General features: G+C 62.0%; 26 protein-coding genes and 3 pseudogenes. 22 read left to right on the top strand and 7 right to left on the bottom strand.

Annotation, left to right across the window (positions count from 1 at the left end; translation table 11 throughout):
* The 5 genes from L0A91_RS12085 to cbiB are packed head-to-tail and all read left to right on the top strand — an operon-like array spanning position 1 to position 3012.
* Entirely contained in the window at positions 1 to 723 is a 723-nt protein-coding gene (locus L0A91_RS12085; protein ID WP_235244656.1) for a M56 family metallopeptidase, read from the top strand.
* Positions 723 to 869, top strand: a complete 147-nt coding sequence (locus tag L0A91_RS12080; protein WP_235244655.1) for a hypothetical protein — start codon at positions 723 to 725, stop codon at positions 867 to 869. Before L0A91_RS12085 ends, L0A91_RS12080 begins: the two co-directional genes overlap by 1 nt.
* Before the next feature lie 54 nt (positions 870 to 923).
* Positions 924 to 1562 carry an adenosylcobinamide amidohydrolase gene (locus L0A91_RS12075; RefSeq protein ID WP_235244654.1) on the top strand — a complete coding sequence of 213 codons (639 nt, stop codon included), beginning with the start codon at positions 924 to 926 and terminating at the stop codon, positions 1560 to 1562.
* A complete protein-coding gene (locus L0A91_RS12070; RefSeq protein ID WP_220122148.1) occupies positions 1559 to 2104 on the top strand; it encodes a bifunctional adenosylcobinamide kinase/adenosylcobinamide-phosphate guanylyltransferase in 546 nt (181 codons plus the stop codon). Before L0A91_RS12075 ends, L0A91_RS12070 begins: the two co-directional genes overlap by 4 nt.
* A complete protein-coding gene (gene cbiB / locus L0A91_RS12065; RefSeq protein ID WP_235244653.1) occupies positions 2101 to 3012 on the top strand; it encodes an adenosylcobinamide-phosphate synthase CbiB in 912 nt (303 codons plus the stop codon). Before L0A91_RS12070 ends, cbiB begins: the two co-directional genes overlap by 4 nt.
* 117 nt (positions 3013 to 3129) lie before the next feature.
* On the opposite strand, the gene L0A91_RS12060 is transcribed toward cbiB, so the two are convergent.
* Both L0A91_RS12060 and L0A91_RS12055 read right to left on the bottom strand, forming a co-directional pair.
* Positions 3130 to 3516, bottom strand: a complete 387-nt coding sequence (locus tag L0A91_RS12060; RefSeq protein ID WP_235244652.1) for a hypothetical protein — start codon at positions 3514 to 3516, stop codon at positions 3130 to 3132.
* 136 nt (positions 3517 to 3652) lie between these two features.
* A complete protein-coding gene (locus tag L0A91_RS12055; protein ID WP_235244651.1) occupies positions 3653 to 4585 on the bottom strand; it encodes an LLM class F420-dependent oxidoreductase in 933 nt (310 codons plus the stop codon).
* A gap of 54 nt (positions 4586 to 4639) precedes the next feature.
* On the opposite strand from L0A91_RS12055, the gene L0A91_RS12050 reads away from it, so the two are divergent.
* The 3 genes from L0A91_RS12050 (at position 4640) to L0A91_RS12040 (ending at position 6403) form a co-directional block, all read left to right on the top strand.
* On the top strand, positions 4640 to 5404 hold the full coding sequence (locus L0A91_RS12050; RefSeq protein ID WP_220122144.1) for an HpcH/HpaI aldolase/citrate lyase family protein: 765 nt from the start codon (positions 4640 to 4642) through the stop codon (positions 5402 to 5404).
* 82 nt (positions 5405 to 5486) lie between these two features.
* Complete coding sequence (locus L0A91_RS12045) at positions 5487 to 5870, top strand: SDR family NAD(P)-dependent oxidoreductase (RefSeq protein WP_235244650.1); 384 nt, start codon at positions 5487 to 5489, stop codon at positions 5868 to 5870.
* Positions 5871 to 5881: 11 nt separating this feature from the next.
* A complete protein-coding gene (locus L0A91_RS12040; protein WP_235244649.1) occupies positions 5882 to 6403 on the top strand; it encodes a hypothetical protein in 522 nt (173 codons plus the stop codon).
* Between the two features lie 15 nt (positions 6404 to 6418).
* Here L0A91_RS12040 and L0A91_RS19120 read toward each other — a convergent pair whose 3' ends face one another.
* Together L0A91_RS19120 and L0A91_RS19115 are read right to left on the bottom strand one after the other, a co-directional pair.
* Complete coding sequence (locus L0A91_RS19120) at positions 6419 to 6637, bottom strand: membrane dipeptidase (RefSeq protein ID WP_311197812.1); 219 nt, start codon at positions 6635 to 6637, stop codon at positions 6419 to 6421.
* A gap of 173 nt (positions 6638 to 6810) precedes the next feature.
* Positions 6811 to 7458, bottom strand: a pseudogene (locus tag L0A91_RS19115) (dipeptidase); the annotation flags it as partial.
* Between the two features lie 187 nt (positions 7459 to 7645).
* Here L0A91_RS19115 and L0A91_RS12030 point away from each other — a divergent pair.
* Positions 7646 to 8176, top strand: a complete 531-nt coding sequence (locus tag L0A91_RS12030) for an HdeD family acid-resistance protein (RefSeq protein WP_235244648.1) — start codon at positions 7646 to 7648, stop codon at positions 8174 to 8176.
* A gap of 36 nt (positions 8177 to 8212) precedes the next feature.
* Here the strand turns inward: L0A91_RS12030 and L0A91_RS12025 are convergent, their stop codons facing one another.
* The gene (locus tag L0A91_RS12025) at positions 8213 to 9184 is read right to left on the bottom strand and encodes a cation:proton antiporter (RefSeq protein WP_235244647.1); all 972 of its coding nucleotides are present in this window, start codon (positions 9182 to 9184) and stop codon (positions 8213 to 8215) included.
* Positions 9181 to 9453 carry a hypothetical protein gene (locus L0A91_RS12020; RefSeq protein ID WP_235244646.1) on the bottom strand — a complete coding sequence of 91 codons (273 nt, stop codon included), beginning with the start codon at positions 9451 to 9453 and terminating at the stop codon, positions 9181 to 9183. The genes L0A91_RS12025 and L0A91_RS12020 overlap by 4 nt, the downstream gene beginning before the upstream one ends.
* Positions 9454 to 9516: 63 nt before the next feature.
* Between L0A91_RS12020 and L0A91_RS12015 the strand changes: the two genes are divergently transcribed.
* From L0A91_RS12015 to fucP, 6 genes are all read left to right on the top strand, one after another.
* Complete coding sequence (locus L0A91_RS12015; RefSeq protein ID WP_235244645.1) at positions 9517 to 10068, top strand: VOC family protein; 552 nt, start codon at positions 9517 to 9519, stop codon at positions 10066 to 10068.
* Complete coding sequence (locus L0A91_RS12010; protein ID WP_235244644.1) at positions 10056 to 10406, top strand: VOC family protein; 351 nt, start codon at positions 10056 to 10058, stop codon at positions 10404 to 10406. Before L0A91_RS12015 ends, L0A91_RS12010 begins: the two co-directional genes overlap by 13 nt.
* Complete coding sequence (locus L0A91_RS19110; RefSeq protein WP_311197811.1) at positions 10403 to 10804, top strand: response regulator; 402 nt, start codon at positions 10403 to 10405, stop codon at positions 10802 to 10804. Before L0A91_RS12010 ends, L0A91_RS19110 begins: the two co-directional genes overlap by 4 nt.
* Positions 10777 to 11103 carry a winged helix-turn-helix domain-containing protein gene (locus tag L0A91_RS19105; RefSeq protein WP_311197810.1) on the top strand — a complete coding sequence of 109 codons (327 nt, stop codon included), beginning with the start codon at positions 10777 to 10779 and terminating at the stop codon, positions 11101 to 11103. Before L0A91_RS19110 ends, L0A91_RS19105 begins: the two co-directional genes overlap by 28 nt.
* Complete coding sequence (locus L0A91_RS12000) at positions 11103 to 12140, top strand: sensor histidine kinase KdpD (RefSeq protein ID WP_235244643.1); 1038 nt, start codon at positions 11103 to 11105, stop codon at positions 12138 to 12140. Before L0A91_RS19105 ends, L0A91_RS12000 begins: the two co-directional genes overlap by 1 nt.
* Before the next feature lie 195 nt (positions 12141 to 12335).
* A complete protein-coding gene (gene fucP, locus L0A91_RS11995) occupies positions 12336 to 13607 on the top strand; it encodes an L-fucose:H+ symporter permease (RefSeq protein WP_235244642.1) in 1272 nt (423 codons plus the stop codon).
* A 64-nt stretch (positions 13608 to 13671) separates the two neighbouring features.
* On the opposite strand, the gene L0A91_RS11990 is transcribed toward fucP, so the two are convergent.
* A complete protein-coding gene (locus L0A91_RS11990) occupies positions 13672 to 14628 on the bottom strand; it encodes an L-lactate dehydrogenase (protein ID WP_235244641.1) in 957 nt (318 codons plus the stop codon).
* Between the two features lie 628 nt (positions 14629 to 15256).
* On the opposite strand from L0A91_RS11990, the pseudogene L0A91_RS11985 reads away from it, so the two are divergent.
* From L0A91_RS11985 to L0A91_RS11960, 7 genes and pseudogenes are all read left to right on the top strand, one after another.
* Positions 15257 to 16155: pseudogene (locus L0A91_RS11985) on the top strand (polysaccharide biosynthesis protein).
* 145 nt (positions 16156 to 16300) lie between these two features.
* On the top strand, positions 16301 to 16957 hold the full coding sequence (locus tag L0A91_RS11980) for a cell wall-binding repeat-containing protein (RefSeq protein WP_235244639.1): 657 nt from the start codon (positions 16301 to 16303) through the stop codon (positions 16955 to 16957).
* On the top strand, positions 16948 to 17187 hold the full coding sequence (locus L0A91_RS11975; protein WP_235244638.1) for a hypothetical protein: 240 nt from the start codon (positions 16948 to 16950) through the stop codon (positions 17185 to 17187). Before L0A91_RS11980 ends, L0A91_RS11975 begins: the two co-directional genes overlap by 10 nt.
* A gap of 16 nt (positions 17188 to 17203) precedes the next feature.
* Positions 17204 to 17299, top strand: a pseudogene (locus L0A91_RS19980) (hypothetical protein); the annotation flags it as partial.
* Between the two features lie 69 nt (positions 17300 to 17368).
* Positions 17369 to 18031: a hypothetical protein gene (locus L0A91_RS11970; protein WP_235244637.1), complete on the top strand. Its 663-nt coding sequence runs from the start codon at positions 17369 to 17371 to the stop codon at positions 18029 to 18031.
* A complete protein-coding gene (locus tag L0A91_RS11965; RefSeq protein ID WP_235246620.1) occupies positions 18031 to 18984 on the top strand; it encodes a bifunctional UDP-sugar hydrolase/5'-nucleotidase in 954 nt (317 codons plus the stop codon). The genes L0A91_RS11970 and L0A91_RS11965 overlap by 1 nt, the downstream gene beginning before the upstream one ends.
* Before the next feature lie 342 nt (positions 18985 to 19326).
* Positions 19327 to 20127 (top strand): DUF4397 domain-containing protein, encoded by an 801-nt coding sequence (locus L0A91_RS11960; protein WP_235244636.1) that lies wholly within the window; start codon positions 19327 to 19329, stop codon positions 20125 to 20127.
* Positions 20128 to 20129 lie beyond the last annotated feature (2 nt).

Here is a 20129-nt window from a genome sequence, read left to right as displayed (position 1 = left end):
ATGATCGCCGCCATGCCGCCATTGGCCTTGGTGGTCCTAGCGTTGTTGATGGGTGGGGTCTGGCCGCGACTAATGGCTCGGCAAACCCGGTTTCGCTATACACCGCAGGCAGCATTGCTCGCCTGGCAAGCGGTTTCGTTGGGCGCGATCATCTCGGCGCTCGCGGCTGCCCCGGCGGCGATTCCGTCCTTCAGCGGTGGGCGCGGTTTGGGCGATCAGTGGGTCCTGCTTGCCCTGGTGTGCCTGGTGTCGGGTGCTGTGTTGATCTCGCTCTTGGTCTCGGGCCACCGAGTGGGGACCCGATTGCGCGCATTGCGGGACGACCACCTGGCTCTGGTCGACCTGATTGGCGCGGATGGGCAGGGCCGAGACCGGTCCGTGCGAGTGCTTGAGCACCCGCTGCCAACGGCCTACTGCATCCCAGGTCGGCGCTCGCGGGTGGTGTTGAGCCAAGGCACGCTTGAGCAGTTGAGCACGGCGGAATTAGACGCAGTGTTGGCCCACGAGCGAGCCCACTTGCAAGCCAGACATGACTTGTTGCTGGAGTTCTTCACCGTGGTGCATGAGGCAGTGCCGGCGCCGCTCCGGGTGCCGGTCGCGCTCGACGAGGTGCGGCTCCTGATTGAAGTCTTAGCCGACCGGGTCGCCATCCGAGAGGCCGGCGCCGTGCATACCGCGAGAGCGTTGTTTGCCGTGGCGGCAGGCCGAGCCCTGACGAAGTGATGAGCGGTGGGTCGGCGGCCGGACCACGATTGCAGTTGATGGCTGGAGCGCACTCGACCCCCTGGTTGACCCTATTGGCCTATGCCTTCGCGCTGGCCAGTGTGCTCGCGCCAGTGGCCTTGGCCGTATGGCCCTTCACCATGTAACGGCGTCGCAAGCACAATCGAAACATGCGGCGCAGGAGTCCCTAGAGTGGTGGTGTGCTGATCACCCCCACGCTTCACCCGCCAGCGACCGGACATCGCGGACTGCTTTCGTGGGTATGGCCGCAGCCAGTCACCGTGCTGAGCTCGGCAGCCGTGGGTGGCGGGCTCCGCGAGGCGACGTCGATGATCAACTTCGGCGTGCCATTGGACTATGCCCGGATGGACCTCGACGTCCATGCCAGCGAAATCGCCAAATCGCTGGGCATGGCGGATGACCCAGTCGCTCTCCTCACCGCGGCTGACGTGAGCCGCTATCAAAACGCAGAGTTTGAGGGTGTGCTGGTGACTTCAACCGTTGGTGTCACCAAGCCGACGTGGGCCGCCGATCGGGCGGGCGGGTGGATGGACTACCACCCCGGGACGATCAACATCGTTGTGCAACTGCCCGTAGTGCTGTCTGAGTCAGCCCTGGTCAACGCGGTGATGACGTTGACCGAGGCCAAAACGCAAGCGCTCGTGGAGTTTGGCGTCCCTGGCACCGGGACTGCGAGTGATGCCGTTGCGATCGTCTGCCCGACCGCCCGCGCAGGGCATGACGTTGAAGTCTTCGCTGGCCCCAGGTCCCTGTGGGGAAGCCGCCTCGCCATCGCGGTCTACGACTCGGTGCTCAAAGTGCTGCGGAGCTATTCATGATTGCGCTGATCTTGGGCGGCACTCGCTCCGGCAAGTCTGCTGTCGCCGAATCGCTCATCACTAAGTGGGCTGTTGGTGCACCAGTGACCTATCTCGCGACTGCCCTGGTTGATGCCCGCGATGCTGACCACGCCGCCCGAGTGCAGACTCACCAAGACCGCCGTGGATCCGGTTGGATCACAAGAGAGCTCGCTGAAGATGAAGACCTGACTCAGGTGCTAGCGGCGACATCGGGCCCAGTGCTCCTTGACTCGCTCGGCACCTGGCTGACCAGGCACTTCGATGAAGCCACGGAGTCGTTCAGCGTCGATGTCGAGCCGGTCCTCGCGGCACTCGCACGCCGTGATGGCGACACCGTGATCGTCAGCGAAGAGGTCGGTCTCGCGGTGCATCCCCCAACCCGACTAGGCCGTCGGTATGTCGACGCGATAGGCCACCTCAATCAGCAGGTTTCCGCCGTGGCCGACCACCGCGCGCTTGTTGTTGCAGGTCAGGTGCTGTCCCTTGGTCGGGCGGACGCTTGGTCGGATGGCTTGCAGTGAGTTTTGCTCGCAATGCTCGTGGCGTGGCCGGTGGCTTGATCTGGGATCGGGTGCTGGGCGAGCCGCCCAACGGCATACACCCGGTGGCGTTGTTTGGCCGGGCAATGGGGTGGCTTGAGCGGCGCGTTTGGGCAGACTCACGACTCAACGGCCTCGGGTATGCGGTGGCTGGCGTTGCCCTCGGCGCGACCGCTGGAGCGGCGACCAGGTCGACCACGGTGGCGGTCGGCGTCAGTGTTGCCGGCCGGGAGTTGCGGCGGGTCGCGAAGACGATCGAGGATGCGTTGATTGCTGGCGACCTCAATGAAGCCCGACGGCTGCTGCCTTCGCTGGTGGGCCGTGATCCCAGTGGGCTTGATGAGTCGCAGATTGCCGCCGCGGTGATTGAGTCGTTGGCAGAGAACATGGTTGATGCCGTGGTGGCTCCCGTGTGGTGGGGGTTGCTGCTGGGGGCACCTGGTGCTGCTGGCTATCGGGCGATCAACACGATGGATGCGATGGTCGGGCATCGCAGTGAGCGCTACGAGAACTTTGGCCGGGCGGCGGCTCGGCTGGACGATGTGGCCAATCTGGCTCCGGCTCGGCTGTTTGCCCTGGTAGTGGCTTTGGTGTCACCCCGCCAAGCCGGTGCGATTGCGCGGATTGTCCGCCGGGACGCTGCCGCGCATCCTTCGCCCAACGCCGGTGTTGCCGAATCAGCCGTGGCAGCTGCCCTGGGCCGCCAACTGGGTGGACAGTTGCGTTACGGCAGCCGCGTTGAGGATCGACCGCTGTTGGGCGATGGCCCTCGGCCTGGTCCGGCCGATGTGGCGAGGGCTCGAGAGTTAACCGAGCGAGTTGAGGTGGCCCTGCTGATCGGCCTCATCGCGATGTTCCCGACGAGGAGCCACTGCGGCCCGGCCGCTTGACGAGCAGCAGCACCCCAGTGCCGATCTGCCAGAGCGTGATCGCACCCACGGCCCCGCGCTCCCAAACCCCGTCAGGCAAAAGATCGATGCTGGTTGAGCCCGAATCGACGAGCAACATCACCAAAGAGACCAGGCCAGTGACGCCGAGGGCGACCGAGCCCACGGCATACCAACGGGGGCTTTGAGCGCCCGAGAGGCCAAGCCAGCGCTGATGATCAGCAGGTTCCCGGCGACGATCGACATGCCAGCGCCAGTGACGTGCAGTTGCAGCGTTAATTCGCTGCTGAGCTCACCCGCTGGGAACAGCGCCACCAGCGTGATGCCCACAGCGTGCACCCCAGCCAAACCCACCAGTCCGGCACCAACACCGCGCGATGTCAACAGTCGGACAGCCACCAGCGTCCCAGCCAACATCAACGCGCCCTCGGCAATGAAGCCAAAGTTCATCACGCCAGCCAACTGCGAATCCTGCACCCGGCCCTCATAGACACCGGGGTAGGGCACGCCAAGATCGCTGATGTAGTTCCTCGCATAGCTATAGCCCGGATAGGCCGGGCCGCGATGGCCTCACACCCGGCATACACAGCACCCGCGGCCAACCACAACAATCCGGCGGTGCTCAGCCGCGAGCGCCTGGCCATCAGGCCGTGACCTGCGGCATCACGGTTTGCGCCACAAACTCGGTGTGGTCGACGTCGGCGATGTCCAGCATCTGCAAATAGGCCCGGCCGATCCCGGTCGCCTCCTGCCACTGACCCAAGCGCTCGACAACCTCATCGGGTGTCCCAGCCAGTCCGTTTTCCTTCAACTCATCGACATCGCGGCCAATCGCCGCGGCCCGCCGAGCAACTTCAGCATCATCGCGCCCGACACACGCCACGAGAGCGACCGACCAATCCAATGACTCCGGCGAGCGCCCAATCGCCTCGCACGCAGCTCGGACCCGAGCAAACTGCGCAGCCGCGACCTCCATCGACACAAACGGTAGGTTGAACTCCGAAGCGAACTTCGCGGCCAGCGCCGGGGTCCGTTTCTTGCCGCCACCGCCCATGACGATCGGCGGATACTGCTGCGTCGGCTTCGGCAGCGCAGGCGAATCCTTCACGCTCACCGCAATCCCGTCGTGGCAGAACGTTTGGCCCACGGGCGTCTTCCAGAGCCCCGTCACGATGTTCAGCGTGTCTTCGAGCAGGTCAAACCGCTCTGGGCCACTGCCAAACGGGATCCCGTATGCCTGGTGCTCGGCCTCGAACCACCCCGCACCGAGCCCCAACTCAAGTCGACCGCCACTCATCTCATCAACCTGGGCGGCTGAGATCGCCAAGATGCCGGGATAGCGGAAGGTCGCCGACGTCACGAGGGTGCCCAGTCGAATCGTCGAGGTCTCGCGCGCTAGGCCAGCCAAGGTGACATATGAATCGGTAGGCCCAGGTAGTCCGTCGCCGCTCATCGCCACATAGTGGTCGGAGCGGAAGAAGGCGCTATAGCCAGCGGCCTCAGCAGCCAGCGCTAGTCGCAACTGATCCGCATACGACGCGCCTTGTTGTGGTTCAGTGAAGATCCTCAAGTCCATGCGTTCATTATCTAACGATCAACCAGGATCAGCACTTCAACGAGCGAGGTTCCCATGACGACCACCACCCCCGACGAGGCTTTCGTTGCACGTGTTCGTTCATCCGGCCCAGACAGTGAAGCAGCCAACCTGCAGGGGTGGTGGGTCACCACACTCGGGCCAGACATCCTGGAGGCAGTGCTTGCTGGGGTGGCGACCCGACCCGATTGGATCGGCATCGATCTGGAGCACGGGGCGTTGACCGTGGCCGACATCTGCCCGATATTGCGGGTCACGTCGGCTGCCGGAGTGCCGGTGCTGGTGCGGATGCCGGGCCACGAATCCGCGGCCATCGCGCGGGTTCTGGACGCTGGTCCGGCTGGGATCATTGTGCCTGCCGTGAACTCACCTGAGCAGGCCGAAGCCATCGTCTCGGCAGCCTGCCCGCCGCCCGTCGGCGCTCGCGGGACCGGCTTATCGCGCTCAGGCTTGGCGCTCAACCCCGCTCCAGTCGCCGACCCATTGCTCCTGCTGATGATCGAAACAGCCGTGGGGTATGCGCAGCGCGCCGACATCGCTCGAGTCGCCGGAGTCGACGGCCTATTTGTCGGGCCTTACGACCTTTCCGTCTCCCTTGGCGAGCCCGGGCCAAAGAATGAAACGGTGCTGAACGCCATACGCGAAATTTTGTCCACGGCAGCGCAAGAGAAGGTCGCGAGTGGCTACTTCGCCGGCGATGCTGAGTTGATTCGCGCACTACCAGAGGTGGATGTCTTAGGTGTCGATAGCGATGTCAGCGCGATCCGAAAGGGCCTGGCCTCGCTCTTTAGCGGCGGCTGAGGGAATCTCAGCAGCCGACCAACCGTTGACATACGTGGTGCCCGGCGTCAGGTCGGGTCTCACATCAACGTAAGGCGAATCGATGAAGCAGTCCTGGACCACGTTCAACATTGGCAACCTCAGCGGCAAAACCGCCATTGTGACCGGTGGAAATGCCGGTCTGGGGCTCGCCACAGTGCACCAATTGCTGATGCACGGCGCCGATGTTGTGGTGGCTAGCCGCAGCGTCGAACGCGGCGAAAAGGCCGTCGCAGGCCTGGGTCCACAGCGCGGCACGGCAGAGGTCCTGCAACTCGACTTGGCCGACCTGGCTTCAGTTGAAGCCTTCGCCAATGCAGTTAAGGCTAGGCACGACAAGATCGACCTGCTGATCAACAACGCGGGCATCATGATGACCGATCCGGCTGTCACCAAGGACGGCTTTGAGTTGCAGTTGGCACCAACCACCTGGGCCACTTTGCGCTGACCGGCCACCTGATGGAGCAGATCACGAACACCCCGGGGTCGCGCATTGTCAATGTCAGCAGCCTGGCTCACCGCTGGGGCGACATGGACCAATTGCCTGACGCTGGCTTGGATGAGCCCTACAAGAAGGTCAAGGCGTATGGGCGCTCCAAGTTGGCCAACCTGCTCTTCACCTTTGAGCTGCAGCGCCGCTTCGCAGTGATGGGGGCCGACACGATGGCTATCGCCGCACACCCCGGGTCGGCCGGCACCGGGTTGGCTAACCACTTGCTTGATGGCCGCTACACCAGCAAATTGCAGGCACCCTTCAAGGCCCTGCTCACCCAGCCAGCCGAGGCAGGAGCATTGCCGACGCTGCGTGCAGCGACGGACCCGGGCGCATTCGGTGGCCAATACTATGGCCCTGACGGTATGGGCGAACAGCGCGGCGCCCCAGTCATCGTCGCGGCCAAGCCGGAGGCTTACGACCTCACGCTAGCTTCGGACCTGTGGTCGCAGTCGGAGCGCCTGACTGGCGTCTCCTACCTCAACTAGGCGATCAACACGCCTTTACTTCGGCGGCCCGCAGGGTGCGCAAACGTTGCCGCCGGCCAGTTTGATGAGGTCTTGCTCTGACCAGCCACGCTCACTCAACGCGCCGAGCAGCGCTGGGTAGGTCGAAACATCTTCAAGGCCGGTCGGCAGCGTGGGGGTGCCGTCGTAGTCGCCACCGAGACCGATGTGGTCGACCCCAGCGGCTTCGCGCAGGTGCTCGACGTGCTTGACCACATCGTCCAACGTCGCGATCGGCTTGGGGTGTCGCAGGGCGTAGTCGGCTGACCAGGGTTAAAGCTTTCCAGGTCGGTGGCTGTCACACCTGCCTCGGCAGCGGCCTGGCCAGCAGCAACGCGCCAATCCCAGCAGTCCTGATTGACGAAATCCGGGACGAACGTCGCCATGCAGGTGCCTTCGTTTTCGGCCAAGCGCACCAGGACGTCATCGGGCACGTTTCGCGGGCTGTCACAGATCGCGCGAGCGCTGGAGTGGCTGAAAATCACCGGCGCCAAGGTGACGTCAAGAGCGGCGTGCATCGTGGTGGCAGCGACGTGCGAGAGATCGACCAGCATGCCAATACGGTTCATCTCACGCACAACCTCTCGGCCAAAGTCGTTGAGCCCGCCAACAGCGGGTTCGTCTGTCGCCGAGTCAGCCCAGGGAGTGTTGTCGTTGTGGGTGAGCGTCAAATAGCGAACGCCCAAGGCATACAGCATCCGCAAAACTCCGAGCGACTCGCCAATTTGGTGGCCACCCTCGGCTCCGAGCAGGGAAGCCACTTTGCCCGAAGCCACCACCCGCTCGACATCATCAGCGCTGCGAGCTAACTCAAAGTCGCCCGAATAGCGCTTGATCATGGCGTGCGCGGCATCAATCTGCTCCAGCGTCTGGATCAGCGCCTCATCGCGGGTCAACGTCGATGGCACATAAACCGACCAAAACTGAGCCGCAACTCCCCCTTGCCGTAGCCGGGGAATGTCAGTGTGGGTTGCGGTTGAGCCCGCAATGTCGAGTTGAGACCAGTCATACCCCGCACTTTGGCGCGCCTCCCACAACAAGTCATTGTGGCCATCAAAAACGGATAGGTGCTGTTCATGGGGCTAGTCTGCCGTGTCGTGACGTGGGTCGGCGTCAAGGGTTGCGCGTGGGCATGTTGTACCAACCAGCGCGCAGCGCAGCAATAGGCCTTGGTGTGCTGTGTGGCGCCGTGTCCTATCTCATTTCCGAATCCTTAGGAGTCCAATGAACAAGCAAATGTCATTGTCCCCCGGCGGCCTGATCGTTCGCGGCATCCTTGCCCTGATTCTCGGTTTCATCGCCATGACCTCGCCGTTCGCTACGTTGCTGGCGTTCGTCTTTGTATGGGGCTTCTGGGCTCTCATCGAAGGTATCTACATGCTGGTCGCTGCCTTCCAGACTGAGAGCGGCGCCTCCCACCGCGCCTACCTGATCATGGTTGGCATCTTGGCGCTTCTCGCCTCGTTCTTCGCCATCTTCCAGCCCGGTAAGAGCGCTGTCACGATCGCGATCTTGATTGGCTTCTGGCTGATTGCCCGCGGAGCCTTCGACTTCTTTGGCGCTTTCGCCGCCAAGCGTTCTGAGCCTCGCTGGTTGCTGATCACCTTTGGTGTGCTGTCCTTCATCACCGGTCTGATCTTCCTGTTCGGACCCGTCATCAGCATCGCGTTCCTCTCCGTATGGGTTGGCGCTTTCGCCTTCGCCTACGGCGTGATGGGCGTCATCGGCGGCATCATGCTCAAGGTCAAGAGCTAACAACGACCCTGCTCGTCCGCTCGGCCCGTCCCTTCTTTAGGGGCGGGCCGTAGTTGTCTCCGAGCTCTCATCCTGGGCGTCCTTGCGGCCCAGAAGCCGAGCGGCCAGCGGGAAGATCAGCACGCTGGCAGCCCCACTTGCGACCAAGATCGACGCAACACCAGAAGGCATCAGGTCGGTGCTGACGGCCACCGAGGTAACAGCGACGATGATCGGCAAGCCAGTTGCTCCATACAACGACAGCTGGACTCGTTCGCGGTTAGTCGTCAGCCCCGAGCCAGTGGAGGTGAAGCGCTCGACGAGGAAAATTGGCAATCCGCGAGCCCCTACAATCAGTAGCAACACGGCCAATAGCGTCCACGGTGCGGAGCTGACGGCTTCAAGGTCAATGTTGAGACCGGAACTGACAAAGAAGATCGGCACCAGCAGCCCGTATGCCAGGGTGTCCAGTTTTTCTTCGAGGTGTGGGTCCGCGTCTGGTCCGAGGCGACGCAAGATCGCCCCGGCTGCAAAGGCACCTAGCACCACGTCCAACTCGAAAGCGGCAGCCAAGGCCATCAGACTCATCAACAGCAGGACCACGGCTCGCACGATCATCTGCGAGGTGCCGCCCGAGCCGGCAGCCAGCATGCCGCCCAGCCAGGGGATCTTGCTCAGCAGGTGTTGAGGCACACGCCCCACCACTGCGGCCAAGATTACGAATAGCACCAGCACGATGGCTGCGGAGCCGATGCTGTGGCTGCTCAGCAGCAGCGCCATCGCGATGATCGGCAGCAGTTCGCCAACCGCTCCGTGCACAAAAACAGCCTGGCCCATCGGAGTGCCCAACATGCCCGTGCTCTTCATGATGGGCAACAGAGTGCCCAGCGCAGTCGAGGTGATGGCAATAGCGACCGCGACTTCGGCGGTGAACACATCACCGGGGACGATGAACGAGGCAATCGCGTAGCCGATGATGAGGCAGGCAATCCAGGTGCGGACCGCCGAAGCGCCTTGCCGACTCTTCAAAACCAAAGGGTCAAGCTCAAAGCCCGCCAGCAAAAGAGCATTCCGAGCCCCAGCTCGCTGACTAGGGCAACCCCGCCTTCAGTGCTTGCGAGTCCAGCGACATCGGGACCGAGCAGGACACCAAACACCAGTAGCAAGACCACGTCGGGGACATAGCCCCTTGTCAGGCGACTTAGGACTGGTGAAACGAAGGCGGCCAGGAGGATCCAAAACAGCGAGAAAATCTCAGCGTCGATAGAGCTCGAAGTCTCGAATGGGATGACGGTCATTAAGTCATTGTGGTGGTTTGTCGGGGGTTTGCGACAAGATCGACGTGATGACGCCGCCAGCAGGTGTCACTGACGAGGATGTGGGGCAACGCAATGCCAATTCGTGAAGAGGCTTGGGCACAGGGCACTCCGGCGTGGGTGGACCTGTCTGTGACAGATATCGAGCGTTCGAAGAAGTTCTACTCCGCATTGCTGGGGTGGGAGTTCGAAGGAGGCGAAGAAGAGTTTGGTGGCTACCTCAACGCAACGGTGAAGGGCCAAACCGTCGCAGGCATGGCCCCACCCATGGAAGGCATGGACGAGCCAGTCCACGCATGGACGACCTACCTCGCAGTCGATGACTCGGCAGCAACTGAGGCTGCTATTTCAGCGGCTGGGGCACAGGTGCTTTTGGGTCGATGCAGGTTGGCCCGATGGGCACGATGGCGGTCTATGCGGACCCCACTGGTGCCGTGTTTGGGACCTGGCAATCGGGCACACACCGGCTACAACCTCTACAACGAGCCTGGTGCCGTGCTGTGGAGCGAAGCGATGGTCGGCGACTTTGATGTTGCGCGCGAGTTTTATCCTCCGTCTTTACCTACGTCTACCAGGACATCCCCATGGAGAATGTGAAGTACGCCATGGTGGGAGTGCCAGGCCACGACGACCCCGTTGCTGGGATCGGGCTGAGCGAAGGCATGCCACCGCACTGGGCATTGACCTTCGCTGTCACGGACGCAAAGGCGGCGGTCGAGGTGGCGACTGCCCACGGTGGTGAAGTTGTTGCCCCTGTTGCTACGACCGAGTTTGGCCAACTAGCGGTCTTACGTGGGCCCGATGGCGAGATGTTTGCGGTGATGGGCTCGGCGACTGAGTCGGCCACGGCTAGCAAAACTGAACGTTCGCTGAAAGATTCGTCATCAGTTAGTCATATTTTCTCCCCTGAGGTAGGGCTAGGGTCGAAGTTGTGAATACCGTGCTGGTTGTCGATGACGACGACACTGTGCGTGAGGTGGTCGTGGCGTACTTGCATCGTGCAGGCCTGCTGACGACGCAAGCCAGTGATGGTCTGCAAGCCGTCGCAGCCCACGCAAAGGAGTCACCGAGGTTGGTGATTCTCGACGTGATGATGCCGGGCATCGACGGGCTTGAAGCTTTGAGTCGCATGCGCCAGCAAGCCCCAGAGGTGCCGGTCATTTTGCTTACGGCCAAGGCCACCGAAGACGACCGGGTAGCGGGCTTGAAGTTGGTGCGGACGACTACGTCACCAAACCGTTCAGCGCGCGTGAGTTGGTGCTCAGGGTCCAAGCCTTGCTGCGTCGCAGTGAAGACGGAGGCTCAGTGGGGGCTGACGTTGGACCGGCTTTAGCCATCCGCGACGGGGATCTGACCCTCGACCGGCGGGCGCGTACCTTGCATCGTGGCGGGCTGGCGCTCAACCTGACGACTCGTGAGTTTGACCTTGCCGCGTTCCTGATGAGCCACCCAGGTGTGGTGGTCGGTCGCGATGAGTTGATGGAGCGGGTCTGGGGCTGGGATTTTGGCGATGACTCCACGGTGACGGTGCACGTTCGCCGGCTGCGCAACAAGATTGAGGTTGATCCGGCTTCTCCGCGCCGACTGGTCACGGTCTGGAGCAAGGGGTATCGCTGGGGACAGGCGGCCTGATGCCGGAGCTTGAGGCACTTGCACTGGCAGGCGGGATGGCAGCAGTTGTCGGCATCGTCGGCGCTTTTCTCACTATTCGTCTGGCCCAGCGGTCCGTTGCTTGGGCAACGTTGATTGCACCCTTGGTCGTGGTCGCGAGCCTCGCCGCCGGGATCTGGGTGACGGCCCGGGCCATGTTTTTGTCTCCGCACGACTTGGCTCTGGTGGCTTGGCTCCTGGTGGCTTCCATCCCGATTGCTCTGGCCTGCGGGTTTGTCGTTTCCCGCGCCGTGCGCAAGATCGATCGACAGGTGCTTGTGGCTGCGGCCGAGCGTGATCGAGAGCAGTCTCTAGCCAAAACGAGGACTCAAATGGTCACCTGGGCGTCGCACGATCTGAAGTCGCCGCTGGCTGGGATTCGCGTCATGGCAGAAGCTCTCGAAGACGGTGTGGCACCTGACCCAGATGCCTACCACCAGCGGATTCGCAGTGAGAGCGATCGGATGGCTGCCATGGTGGATGACTTGTTGGAGATGTCGCGGCTGCAAGAAGCACCGTCGCCCGGGAGCCTTGAGCGGCTAAATCTGGTCGAAATCGCCCGAGATGTCGTGGCTGCTCAATCTCCGGTGGCGGCCGAACGGGGGGTTTCCTTTGCCGTGGAGACCCCGCATAGCGTGGTTATCGAGGCAGATAGCGCTCGGCTGAGCCGAGCCCTCACCAATGTGGTGCGCAATGCAGTGCTGTATACCCAGCACGGATCACGGATCGCCGTGAACGTGAGTGCGCCGACAAGTGATGGCGGTAGCGCCAGCCAAGCCAAAGTCGACGTCACCGATGGTTGCCAGGGGTTGAGCGATGAAGACTTGGCGCGCATGTTCGAGCCGGGTTGGCGCGGCAGCGTGGCGCGGACACCCGGGTCCGCCTCGGGGACAGGCGTGGGGCTGACGATGGCGCGTGCGATCGCCCAAGAAGCAGGCGGTGACGTCAGCGTGCGGCGGGCCAGCGCCGGAACGGGCTGCGTCGTCACCCTGGTGTTGCCGACGGCCGACTCACATTAGTTGGGGCACTGAATAAGTCCTGACTCACCACCTGTGAGAAAACGCTTGCACTATCAGCAAAGATGCTGGGAGCATAGCCTCAGATCCACTAATGGGGTTGGGTCTTTCACCAGGGAGAATCATGACAACCAGGACTACAAGCGCGGCCTCCACGGCAGTGCCTTTCTCCACCCAGGGATGAAGGTGCCCTTCATCATGGTGGTGACCTGTTTCGCCGCATGGGGTATAGCGGCAAACATGACGGACCCGATGGTGGGTGCCTTCAAGTCGGTCTTCGACATGTCGCTGCTGCAGTCGGCGTTGGTGCAGTCGGCTTACTACGGTGCCTATTTTCTGCTTGCTATCCCGGCAGCCTTCTTGAATTCTCGTTTCTCCTACAAGGTCGGTGTGCTGGTCGGCCTTGCTTTGGCCACGGCCGGTGGCGCGCTCTTCGTGCCAGCAGCGTCCGCCATGACCTTCAACTTCTTCCTGTTGGCACTCTTCACCTTGGCCGCTGGCCTGTCGGTGCTAGAGACCTCAGCGAACCCGTTCGTGCTTTCGATGGGCCCCCGCTCCAACGCCACCCGGCGGTTGAACTTCGCACAGTCGTTCAACCCGATCGGCACGCTCTCGGGCAGTGCCATCGCCGCTATCTTCATCTTGCCCGCGATTAGCAGCCCTGAAGACCGAGAAGGCCTTTCGGCCGAGGCAGCGCAGTCCCAAATGCAAGACGAATTGCTCGCGATCAGCACGCCATACGTGGTGCTGGCTGTGGTGTTGGCGATCATCTTGGTTGGCATCTTTTTGACCCGGATCCCGGGACAAAAGGCCTCCACGAGTTTTGAGGTTGATCCTCGCGGTTCTGGGTCGCGGATCAGCCGCCTCTGGGCCAACAAGCCCTACGTGTTTGGCGTCGCTGCTCAGTATTTCAACGTGGCGGGTCAGACCTGCATCTGGACCTACACCACCGTCTATGTCGTCGACACACTGGACAAGTCCCAAGGCGAAGCCGGCCGCTGGCTGATTGCCAGCCTCATCATCTTTGGCATCTCGCGCTTCTTGATGGTGTTCTTGATGGGCTTCATCGACAGCCGCAAGCTGATGATCACCATGTGCCTGATCGGCATCGTGCTGACGATGACTGCGGTGCTCTTCCCCAGCGTCCTAGGCGCGGTCGCGGTCGTGGCCAGCTCGGCCAGCCTGTCGCTGCTCTTCCCAACGATCTACGGCTTGGCCTTGCAGGACCTCAGCGCAGAAGATCAGAAGTTCGGCGCTGCCGGCCTGGTGATGGCAATCGTCGGTGGCGCCACGCTGCCCCTGGTGGCCGCCGCGATCGGCGACGCTTCTGCGGTCAACTACAGCTACATCATCCCGGCGGTCTGCTTCGCGCTCATCGCTGCCTATGGCGTTTACACGCTGAAGGCGATCGACATCAACGTCAAGGATGACGTAGACCCAGCCGCTGGTCCGGCGCCCCGAGTGCTCTGAGCCTAGACACAAAAATCGCTCATCCCGCCATGGTGGGATGGGCGATTTTTGTTGCCGCTAGGTGCTAAAAGCCAAACTTGCGCGCAGTGTTCTTGATCGACTCCGCGCTCGCGTGCAATCGGGAAAGCTCATCAGGCGACATCGGTAAGACCAATCGCTCATCGGCGCCTTGCTTGCCGACCACGGTCGGCACCGAGAGGCACACGTCTTTGACCCCCAGGTAGTCATCAACCCAGGTCGAGACGGATAGCACCCGGTTTTCATCACGCAAAACGGACTCCAAGATCCGCACGCAGGCCAGGGCAACGGCGTAATTTGTGGCGCCCTTGCCCGCGATGATGCTGTAGGCCGAGTTCAACACGTTGTCGGCAATCGCGTCGCGCTCGGTGATCGTCAGTTTGGCGTGATCGCGCTGCCATTCCAAGAGCGGGACACCACCGACGCGTGCAGCGGTCCACAACGGAAATTCAGTGTCTCCGTGCTCGCCGACAATATAGGCGTGCACGCTTTGGGCGGCCACGTCGATGTGCTTGCCGATCTCATAGCGAAAGCGCGCCGTGTCGAGCACGGTGCCAGACCCAAAGACTTGCTGGCGTGGCAGACCGCTCACTTTCAGTGCAGCCATCGTCACCACATCGACCGGGTTGGTCACCATCAGGTATGTCGCATCCGGTGCCACTTCAAGTAGTTGCGGCATCAGTGTCTTGGTCAGGTTGACCGTTCCCTCAGCCAACTCCATCCGGCTCTGGCCAGGCTTCTGCTTTCCGCCAGCGGTGATGACGACGACCTGAGCATCACGGCATACCTCAATGTCGTCGCTCCCGACGATCTCGCCCACCGGGCTAAATGCCAGGCCGTGCGAGATGTCGGCGGCTTCGGCCTCAACCTTGGTCTTGTCAATGTCGTATAGAGCGATCCGGCGAGCGATGCCTCGCAAGAGCGCGGCGTAGGCAAGGGTCGCACCAACGGATCCAGCGCCGACGATGGCGACCTTGGGAGGGCCTACTGGCGGGAAACTCATGCCCTCAGTGTCGCAGGTCAGTGTTGACTCTGCCCTCGTGCGCCACTGTGAGGTGTGGTTAACCCATAGAGTGGGGTCAAGCAAAGGTGATTGACCCCGTGTGTGGTAGGAAGGCGTCGAGTGGGCGTGCAAAAGTTGAGCAGAATCGTCTGCGCCGCGCGCTGATCTTTGGGGCTGGAGAAGGCGGCGAGCAGATTGCCCGATCAGTGCAGTCAGCGCAGACCGCCGAGTGGCAAATCGTTGGTTTTTGGACGATGACCCGGTCAAGTTAGGCACCAGTGTTTCCGGAATCGACGTTGTCGGCGCCCGATCCGACCTGGCTGAGATCGCTCAAGCTGAAGCCATTGACGTGCTCATCATCGCAGCGCCCGGGCACCCCGATCTGACGAGCGATCTAGCCCGGTATGCCCGTCGGTTTGGACTGGCCGTCAAGATCGTTCCGCCGCTGGAAGAACTGCTGCGCGACTGGGTTGATGTCCGAGATATCCGAGAGCTGAGCTTTGACGACCTTCTGGGGCGTCGACACGTCGAAATCGATCTCGAGATTGCCCGGCAGTCCGTGCAGGGTCAGACGATCCTCGTGACCGGTGCTGGCGGGTCGATTGGGCGTGAATTATGCCAACAACTGATGTCGATGGGGCCAGCGCTTCTGCTCATGCTTGACCGGGACGAGTCGGCATTGCACGGCACGTCCTTGGCGCTGGGCATGGGCGGAAAGTTGAATCGCCGCGAATTTGTCCTCGCTGACATCCGCGACGCCCGGCGAATCGACCAGATTTTCGAACAAGAGCAGCCGGACGTGGTGTTCCACGCAGCTGCCTTGAAGCACGTCCAGTCGCTTGAGCGGCACCCTGGTGAGGCGATTCAGACCAACGTAGGGGGCGGGTTAAACGTCTTGCGGGCAAGCGCAGCCGTGGGGGTCAACCGTTTTGTCAATATCTCCAGTGACAAGGCTGCCGACCCGGTAAACGTGTTGGGCCGTTCGAAACGTATTGCCGAAGGCCTCACCTCGTGGTTCGGCCAAAAATATCCCGGTGAGTTTGTCTCGGTTCGGTTTGGCAATGTCCTCGGTAGCCGTGGCTCGGTCTTGGAGACCTTTCGTTCTCAGTTGGCAAAGGGCCAACCGCTGACCGTTTCGGATCCAGACGTCACTCGTTTCTTGATGGCGATCAGGAGGCTGTGGCCCTGGTTATTCACGCTGCGGCAACAGGGTCAAGCGGGCAGGCCCTCGTCCTCGATATGGGTGAGCCGATCCGCATCATGGATATCGCTGAGCACCTTATCGCGGCGGCTGGCGGCAATGGGACAATTACCTTCTCTGGGCTTACGGAGGGCGAAAAACTCCACGAAGTGCTCTTGTCCGCTGGTGAGACAGGCTCAAGTCCATTCCACCCGCTCGTGACACACGTGGATGTCCCGTCGCTAGACCCCGAACTGTGTCTTGAGTTGGATCCTTATGTGTCCTCGGAAGTGGCGCATCAGCGACTGGCCGATCTTGTCAAGATAATTTCCCCTGCTGTTTCCTGATACTCCTGCCGCTATTGGCCGAGTAATTTCATGACGCATTCTGCAATAAGCCATTCCTAATAGGCGATCGCCAAGGTAGGTTGCTCAGACGACCCCTGCGTCTAAGCACAGCGTTGTGTCTTGGAGCGAACAAAAGGAGAAATTCGTGAGTCATCCGAATCCACCGCGCCGCCGTAAGACGGTGGCGCTGAGTGCGGCCATGGGCCTCGCCCTCACCATGTCAGCTGGGGCGACACTGCCCTCCTTGGCCGCTGGAGCGGCTCCGGCCGAACGAATCGCTGTGAGTGATGAGGTTGAGCGACTCGCTGGCGCTGACCGCTACGAGACTTCCTTCGAAGCTGCCATTGAGAGCGGCGGAGACGTTGTCTTCCTCGCCTCCGGTGAAGTGTTCGCCGACGCGCTCACTGCTCGGACACCGGTCAACGAGCCCACTCCAGGCCTCACCCCTCAGATTGATGGCTCCGGCTCCCAAGGCGTCCCTGTGCTGCTGACTCCATCGGATTCTCTTACTCCCTGGCTTGCGGAGTACGCCGCCGGACAGGTTGAGACGCCCGAGCAACTGACCGTTGTCATCGTCGGCGGCGAAGGGTCTGTTGAGGCCGGGGTCGAGGAAGAAGCCATTGCTGCCGGATACGACGTTTCTCGCATCGGCGGCGATGACCGCTACGACACAGCTGCGCTCCTCTCGGAGGCCTTCAACGACGGGCCAGTTGAGGTTGCCTTCGTGGCCGCTGGCGAGGACTTCCCCGACGCATTGTCCGGTGGCGCCTTGGCTAGTGCTTGGGTGCGCCCATGCTCTTGAGCAAGGGCAGCGGGTTGAGCGAGGCGGCCGCAGAACAACTAACCGCGTTGGAGCCACAGTCGGTCGCGCTGCTGGGTGGCGAGGGTTCGCTCTCGGCTCAGGTGATAACTGACATTGAAGCCCTGGGCTACCCGGTAGAGCGCATCGCGGAGACGACCGGTATGAGACATCAGCTGCAGTGGCTGAGTTTTCCCGCAGGACGTCGAAGTTGCCTGGGTCGCATCTGGTGAGAACTTCCCTGACGCGCTGAGCGCTTCGGCTGCGGCGGGAGCCTACGGCGAGCCAGTTGTCCTCAGCGAGCAAGAGGGGCTCCCTAAGGCAAGTTTCCTTGCCCTAGACCGTCTCAGCCCGTTCGGCGTCTACCTCGTTGGTGGCGAAGCCGCTCTGGCGGCTGAGGTCGAAGAGCCCATCGTGTTAGGCGCGCCAGCCTGGGCCGACTCGCTGCACGCTCAGGTGCTGTCCTTTAACGACTACCACGGACACCTCGAAGTTGATGAGGGTGCAACGCTCACCGAGACCCAGGACCCCGAGCAGAATTTGGTCGGCGGCGTTGCCAACTTGGCGACAACGTTGAACGCCCTGCGTTCTGATGTCTATACCGATCAGTCGGTGACCGTGGCCGCTGGCGACTTGATTGGCGGCTCGCCGTTCCTCTCGGGCATCTTCCATGACGAGCCTTCGGTTGACAGCCTGAACGCCATTGGCCTCGACTTCAGCAGCGTCGGTAACCACGAGTTCGACGAGGGCACCGAAGAGTTGCTGCGCATGCAAAATGGCGGTTGCCACCCGACGGACGGCTGTGGCAACGGCGAAAACTACGACGGTGCTGACTTCCAGTGGTTGGCCGCCAACGTGGTGGAGAGGGATAGCGAGACCGGCGAGACCCTGCTGCCCGGCACCGCGGTGCAAAACATGGGTGGCGTTGACGTTGGCTTCATCGGCATGACCTGGAAGCCACGCCAACCCTGGTCAGCCCGGCTGGTGTTTCCTCCGTCGAGTTCCGCGATGAGATCGAAACGGCGAACGAAAAGGCCGCGGAGCTACAGGACCAGGGCGTCGAGTCAATCGTGGTGATGATGCACGAAGGTGGCTTCGCAACTGGTGGCTACAACAGCTGCGAGGGCATCAGTGGCCCGATGGTCGCCATTGCCGAAGGTCTTGACCCATCGATCGACTTGATCGTGACCGGTCACACGCACGAACCCTACGTGTGCAACATTGCAGACCCGGCCGGCAACGACCGTCTGGTGACCAGCGCCAACCAGTATGGCCGGGCCGTGACCGAGACCAACCTCACGATCAGCCGCAGCACGGGCGACGTTGACCGCGACGCCAGCTTTGCTGAAAACTACTTGGTCTTGCAGGGCAATGAAGACCCCGAGGTCGCTGCATTGGTTGATGGCTGGGCAGCCCTCTCGGATGAAGCTGGCGCAACCGTCGTCGGTAGCGCCTCGGAAGACATCACTGGTGACTCCAGCGGTGACCGTGGCATCGAAACTCCGATGGCTGACTTGATCGCAGACTCGATCCTGTTTGGCACGGATGGAGTCGACGAAGGCGAAGCTGAGATTGCCTTCATGAATGTCGGTGGCGTGCGCTCCAGCCTGCCCGCCGGCGACATCACTTATGCCGATGCATACGCAGTGATGCCGTTTGGCAACCTGCTGGTGTCGATCGACATGACTGGCCAGGACGTCAAAGACGTGTTGGAGCAGCAGTTCGTCGAGGACCGTAGCCGTCAGACGTTGGCGCTCGGTGTTTCGGAAGGCTTTAGCTACACCTGGGATGCCAGCCAGCCCGTTGGCTCCAAGGTGAGTGGCATGGAGTTGAACGGCACTCCGCTGGTCTTGGGTGACACCTACCGGGTGGCAACGCTGAGCTTCTTGGCTGAGGGTGGCGACCAGTTCACAGCCTTCACCAATGGCACCAACCTCTTGGGTGGGCCCGAAGACCTGGCCAACCTGGTTGATTACCTTGAAGCCAACAACCCGGTCTCGGCACCTGAAGATCGCGTCTCGGGTCTGTAACCCCCGGTTAGAGCAACGCGGCACCAGATAGCGAAAGCGGCCTCCACCTTTGGGTGGGGGCCGCTTTTCGCGTGGGGTGAGCCGACTGACTTCGCGTGTCGCTGCCCTCACATACTGCGGTGTTACTTATCAGCGGAGGCTCAGGATGCTTGCTGACGGCGTGCCCGAACAGGAATACGTCAACCGCTAACGCCTGCTGTTGAAGGTGCCGCGGGCCTTAGGGGGTCCGCCGCATCGTCATGTAAAAGAATTTCCCACCGGCTGCAACCAAATTGAAGAAACTCGCGAAGTAAGAAGCAGCAGGGAGTCACTCGGACTTCCTATTTCATGGAGGAGATCTACATGCGTTCCATCGCTTGGGGTGCCGCCGCCAGCCTCGCTCTGGTTGCCACCGCCGTTCCCGCTCTGGCTCAAGACACCTCGGACGTGTCGGTGCTACACGCTGTTCCCGGCCTGACCGTAGACGTCTATGTCAACGGCGAGGAGACGATCCCTGACTTTGAGCCCGGCACGCTGACCGACCCGCTGGAACTGCCCGCTGGCAGCTACGACATTGACGTTTATGCTGACGGAGACACTCCCGACTCGGCAGAACCAGCCATCTCGGCTGAGGGCATCGAAGTGCCCGGTGGCGCAAACCTCACGCTGGCCGCTCACCTTGACGCTGAAGGCACGCCGATGTTGAGCGCATTCGCCAACGACACATCGCAGTTGGATGCCGGCCAGGCTCGGCTGACGGTTCGCCACACGGCTGCCGCCCCTGCTGTTGACGTTCGTGCGGGTGAGACCCCGGTGATCGAGGGCCTGACCAACCCCAACGAAGAGGTCTTGAACCTTGACGCTGGCTCGGTGAGCGCGGACGTCGTGCTGGCTGGCACCGATACCGTGGCGATCGGTCCGGCTGACGTCGACCTAGCTGAGGGCACCAACACCATCGTGTATGCCTGGGGCTCGGCAGAGGACGAGAACCTAGCGCTCGCAGTGCAGACCATTGACGGCTTGCACGGTGACCCGGCTGGCGTGCCGACCGGTGAGGCAGGCCTTCTGGATGGCAACGCTTCCCTGTGGATGTTTGGGCTGGCCTTGACCGGCGCAGCTGGTGCAGTCGTCGCCAGCCGTCGTCTGAGCCGCGAGAGCGTCTGATC

This window comes from Ornithinimicrobium sp. INDO-MA30-4, assembly GCF_021535045.1.
Lineage (GTDB): Bacteria > Actinomycetota > Actinomycetes > Actinomycetales > Dermatophilaceae > Ornithinicoccus.
The sequence above is the reverse complement of the archived record's forward strand: the minus strand, read 5'-3'. Positions and strand labels throughout refer to the sequence as shown.

What these genes read in the sequence shown, in the direction of transcription:
- L0A91_RS12085 (WP_235244656.1), top strand. Translation starts at nt 1, where the DNA reads ATGATCGCCGCCATGCCGCCATTGGCCTTGGTGGTCCTAGCGTTGTTG.
- L0A91_RS12080 (WP_235244655.1), top strand. Translation starts at nt 723, where the DNA reads ATGAGCGGTGGGTCGGCGGCCGGACCACGATTGCAGTTGATGGCTGGA.
- L0A91_RS12070 (WP_220122148.1), top strand. Translation starts at nt 1,559, where the DNA reads ATGATTGCGCTGATCTTGGGCGGCACTCGCTCCGGCAAGTCTGCTGTC.
- L0A91_RS12055 (WP_235244651.1), bottom strand. Translation starts at nt 4,585, where the DNA reads ATGGACTTGAGGATCTTCACTGAACCACAACAAGGCGCGTCGTATGCG.
- L0A91_RS12050 (WP_220122144.1), top strand. Translation starts at nt 4,640, where the DNA reads ATGACGACCACCACCCCCGACGAGGCTTTCGTTGCACGTGTTCGTTCA.
- L0A91_RS12045 (WP_235244650.1), top strand. Translation starts at nt 5,487, where the DNA reads ATGAAGCAGTCCTGGACCACGTTCAACATTGGCAACCTCAGCGGCAAA.
- L0A91_RS12040 (WP_235244649.1), top strand. Translation starts at nt 5,882, where the DNA reads ATGGAGCAGATCACGAACACCCCGGGGTCGCGCATTGTCAATGTCAGC.
- L0A91_RS12030 (WP_235244648.1), top strand. Translation starts at nt 7,646, where the DNA reads ATGAACAAGCAAATGTCATTGTCCCCCGGCGGCCTGATCGTTCGCGGC.
- L0A91_RS12020 (WP_235244646.1), bottom strand. Translation starts at nt 9,453, where the DNA reads ATGACCGTCATCCCATTCGAGACTTCGAGCTCTATCGACGCTGAGATT.
- L0A91_RS12010 (WP_235244644.1), top strand. Translation starts at nt 10,056, where the DNA reads ATGGAGAATGTGAAGTACGCCATGGTGGGAGTGCCAGGCCACGACGAC.
- L0A91_RS12000 (WP_235244643.1), top strand. Translation starts at nt 11,103, where the DNA reads ATGCCGGAGCTTGAGGCACTTGCACTGGCAGGCGGGATGGCAGCAGTT.
- fucP (WP_235244642.1), top strand. Translation starts at nt 12,336, where the DNA reads ATGGTGGTGACCTGTTTCGCCGCATGGGGTATAGCGGCAAACATGACG.
- L0A91_RS11990 (WP_235244641.1), bottom strand. Translation starts at nt 14,628, where the DNA reads ATGAGTTTCCCGCCAGTAGGCCCTCCCAAGGTCGCCATCGTCGGCGCT.
- L0A91_RS11975 (WP_235244638.1), top strand. Translation starts at nt 16,948, where the DNA reads ATGCTCTTGAGCAAGGGCAGCGGGTTGAGCGAGGCGGCCGCAGAACAA.
- L0A91_RS11965 (WP_235246620.1), top strand. Translation starts at nt 18,031, where the DNA reads ATGATGCACGAAGGTGGCTTCGCAACTGGTGGCTACAACAGCTGCGAG.
- L0A91_RS11960 (WP_235244636.1), top strand. Translation starts at nt 19,327, where the DNA reads ATGCGTTCCATCGCTTGGGGTGCCGCCGCCAGCCTCGCTCTGGTTGCC.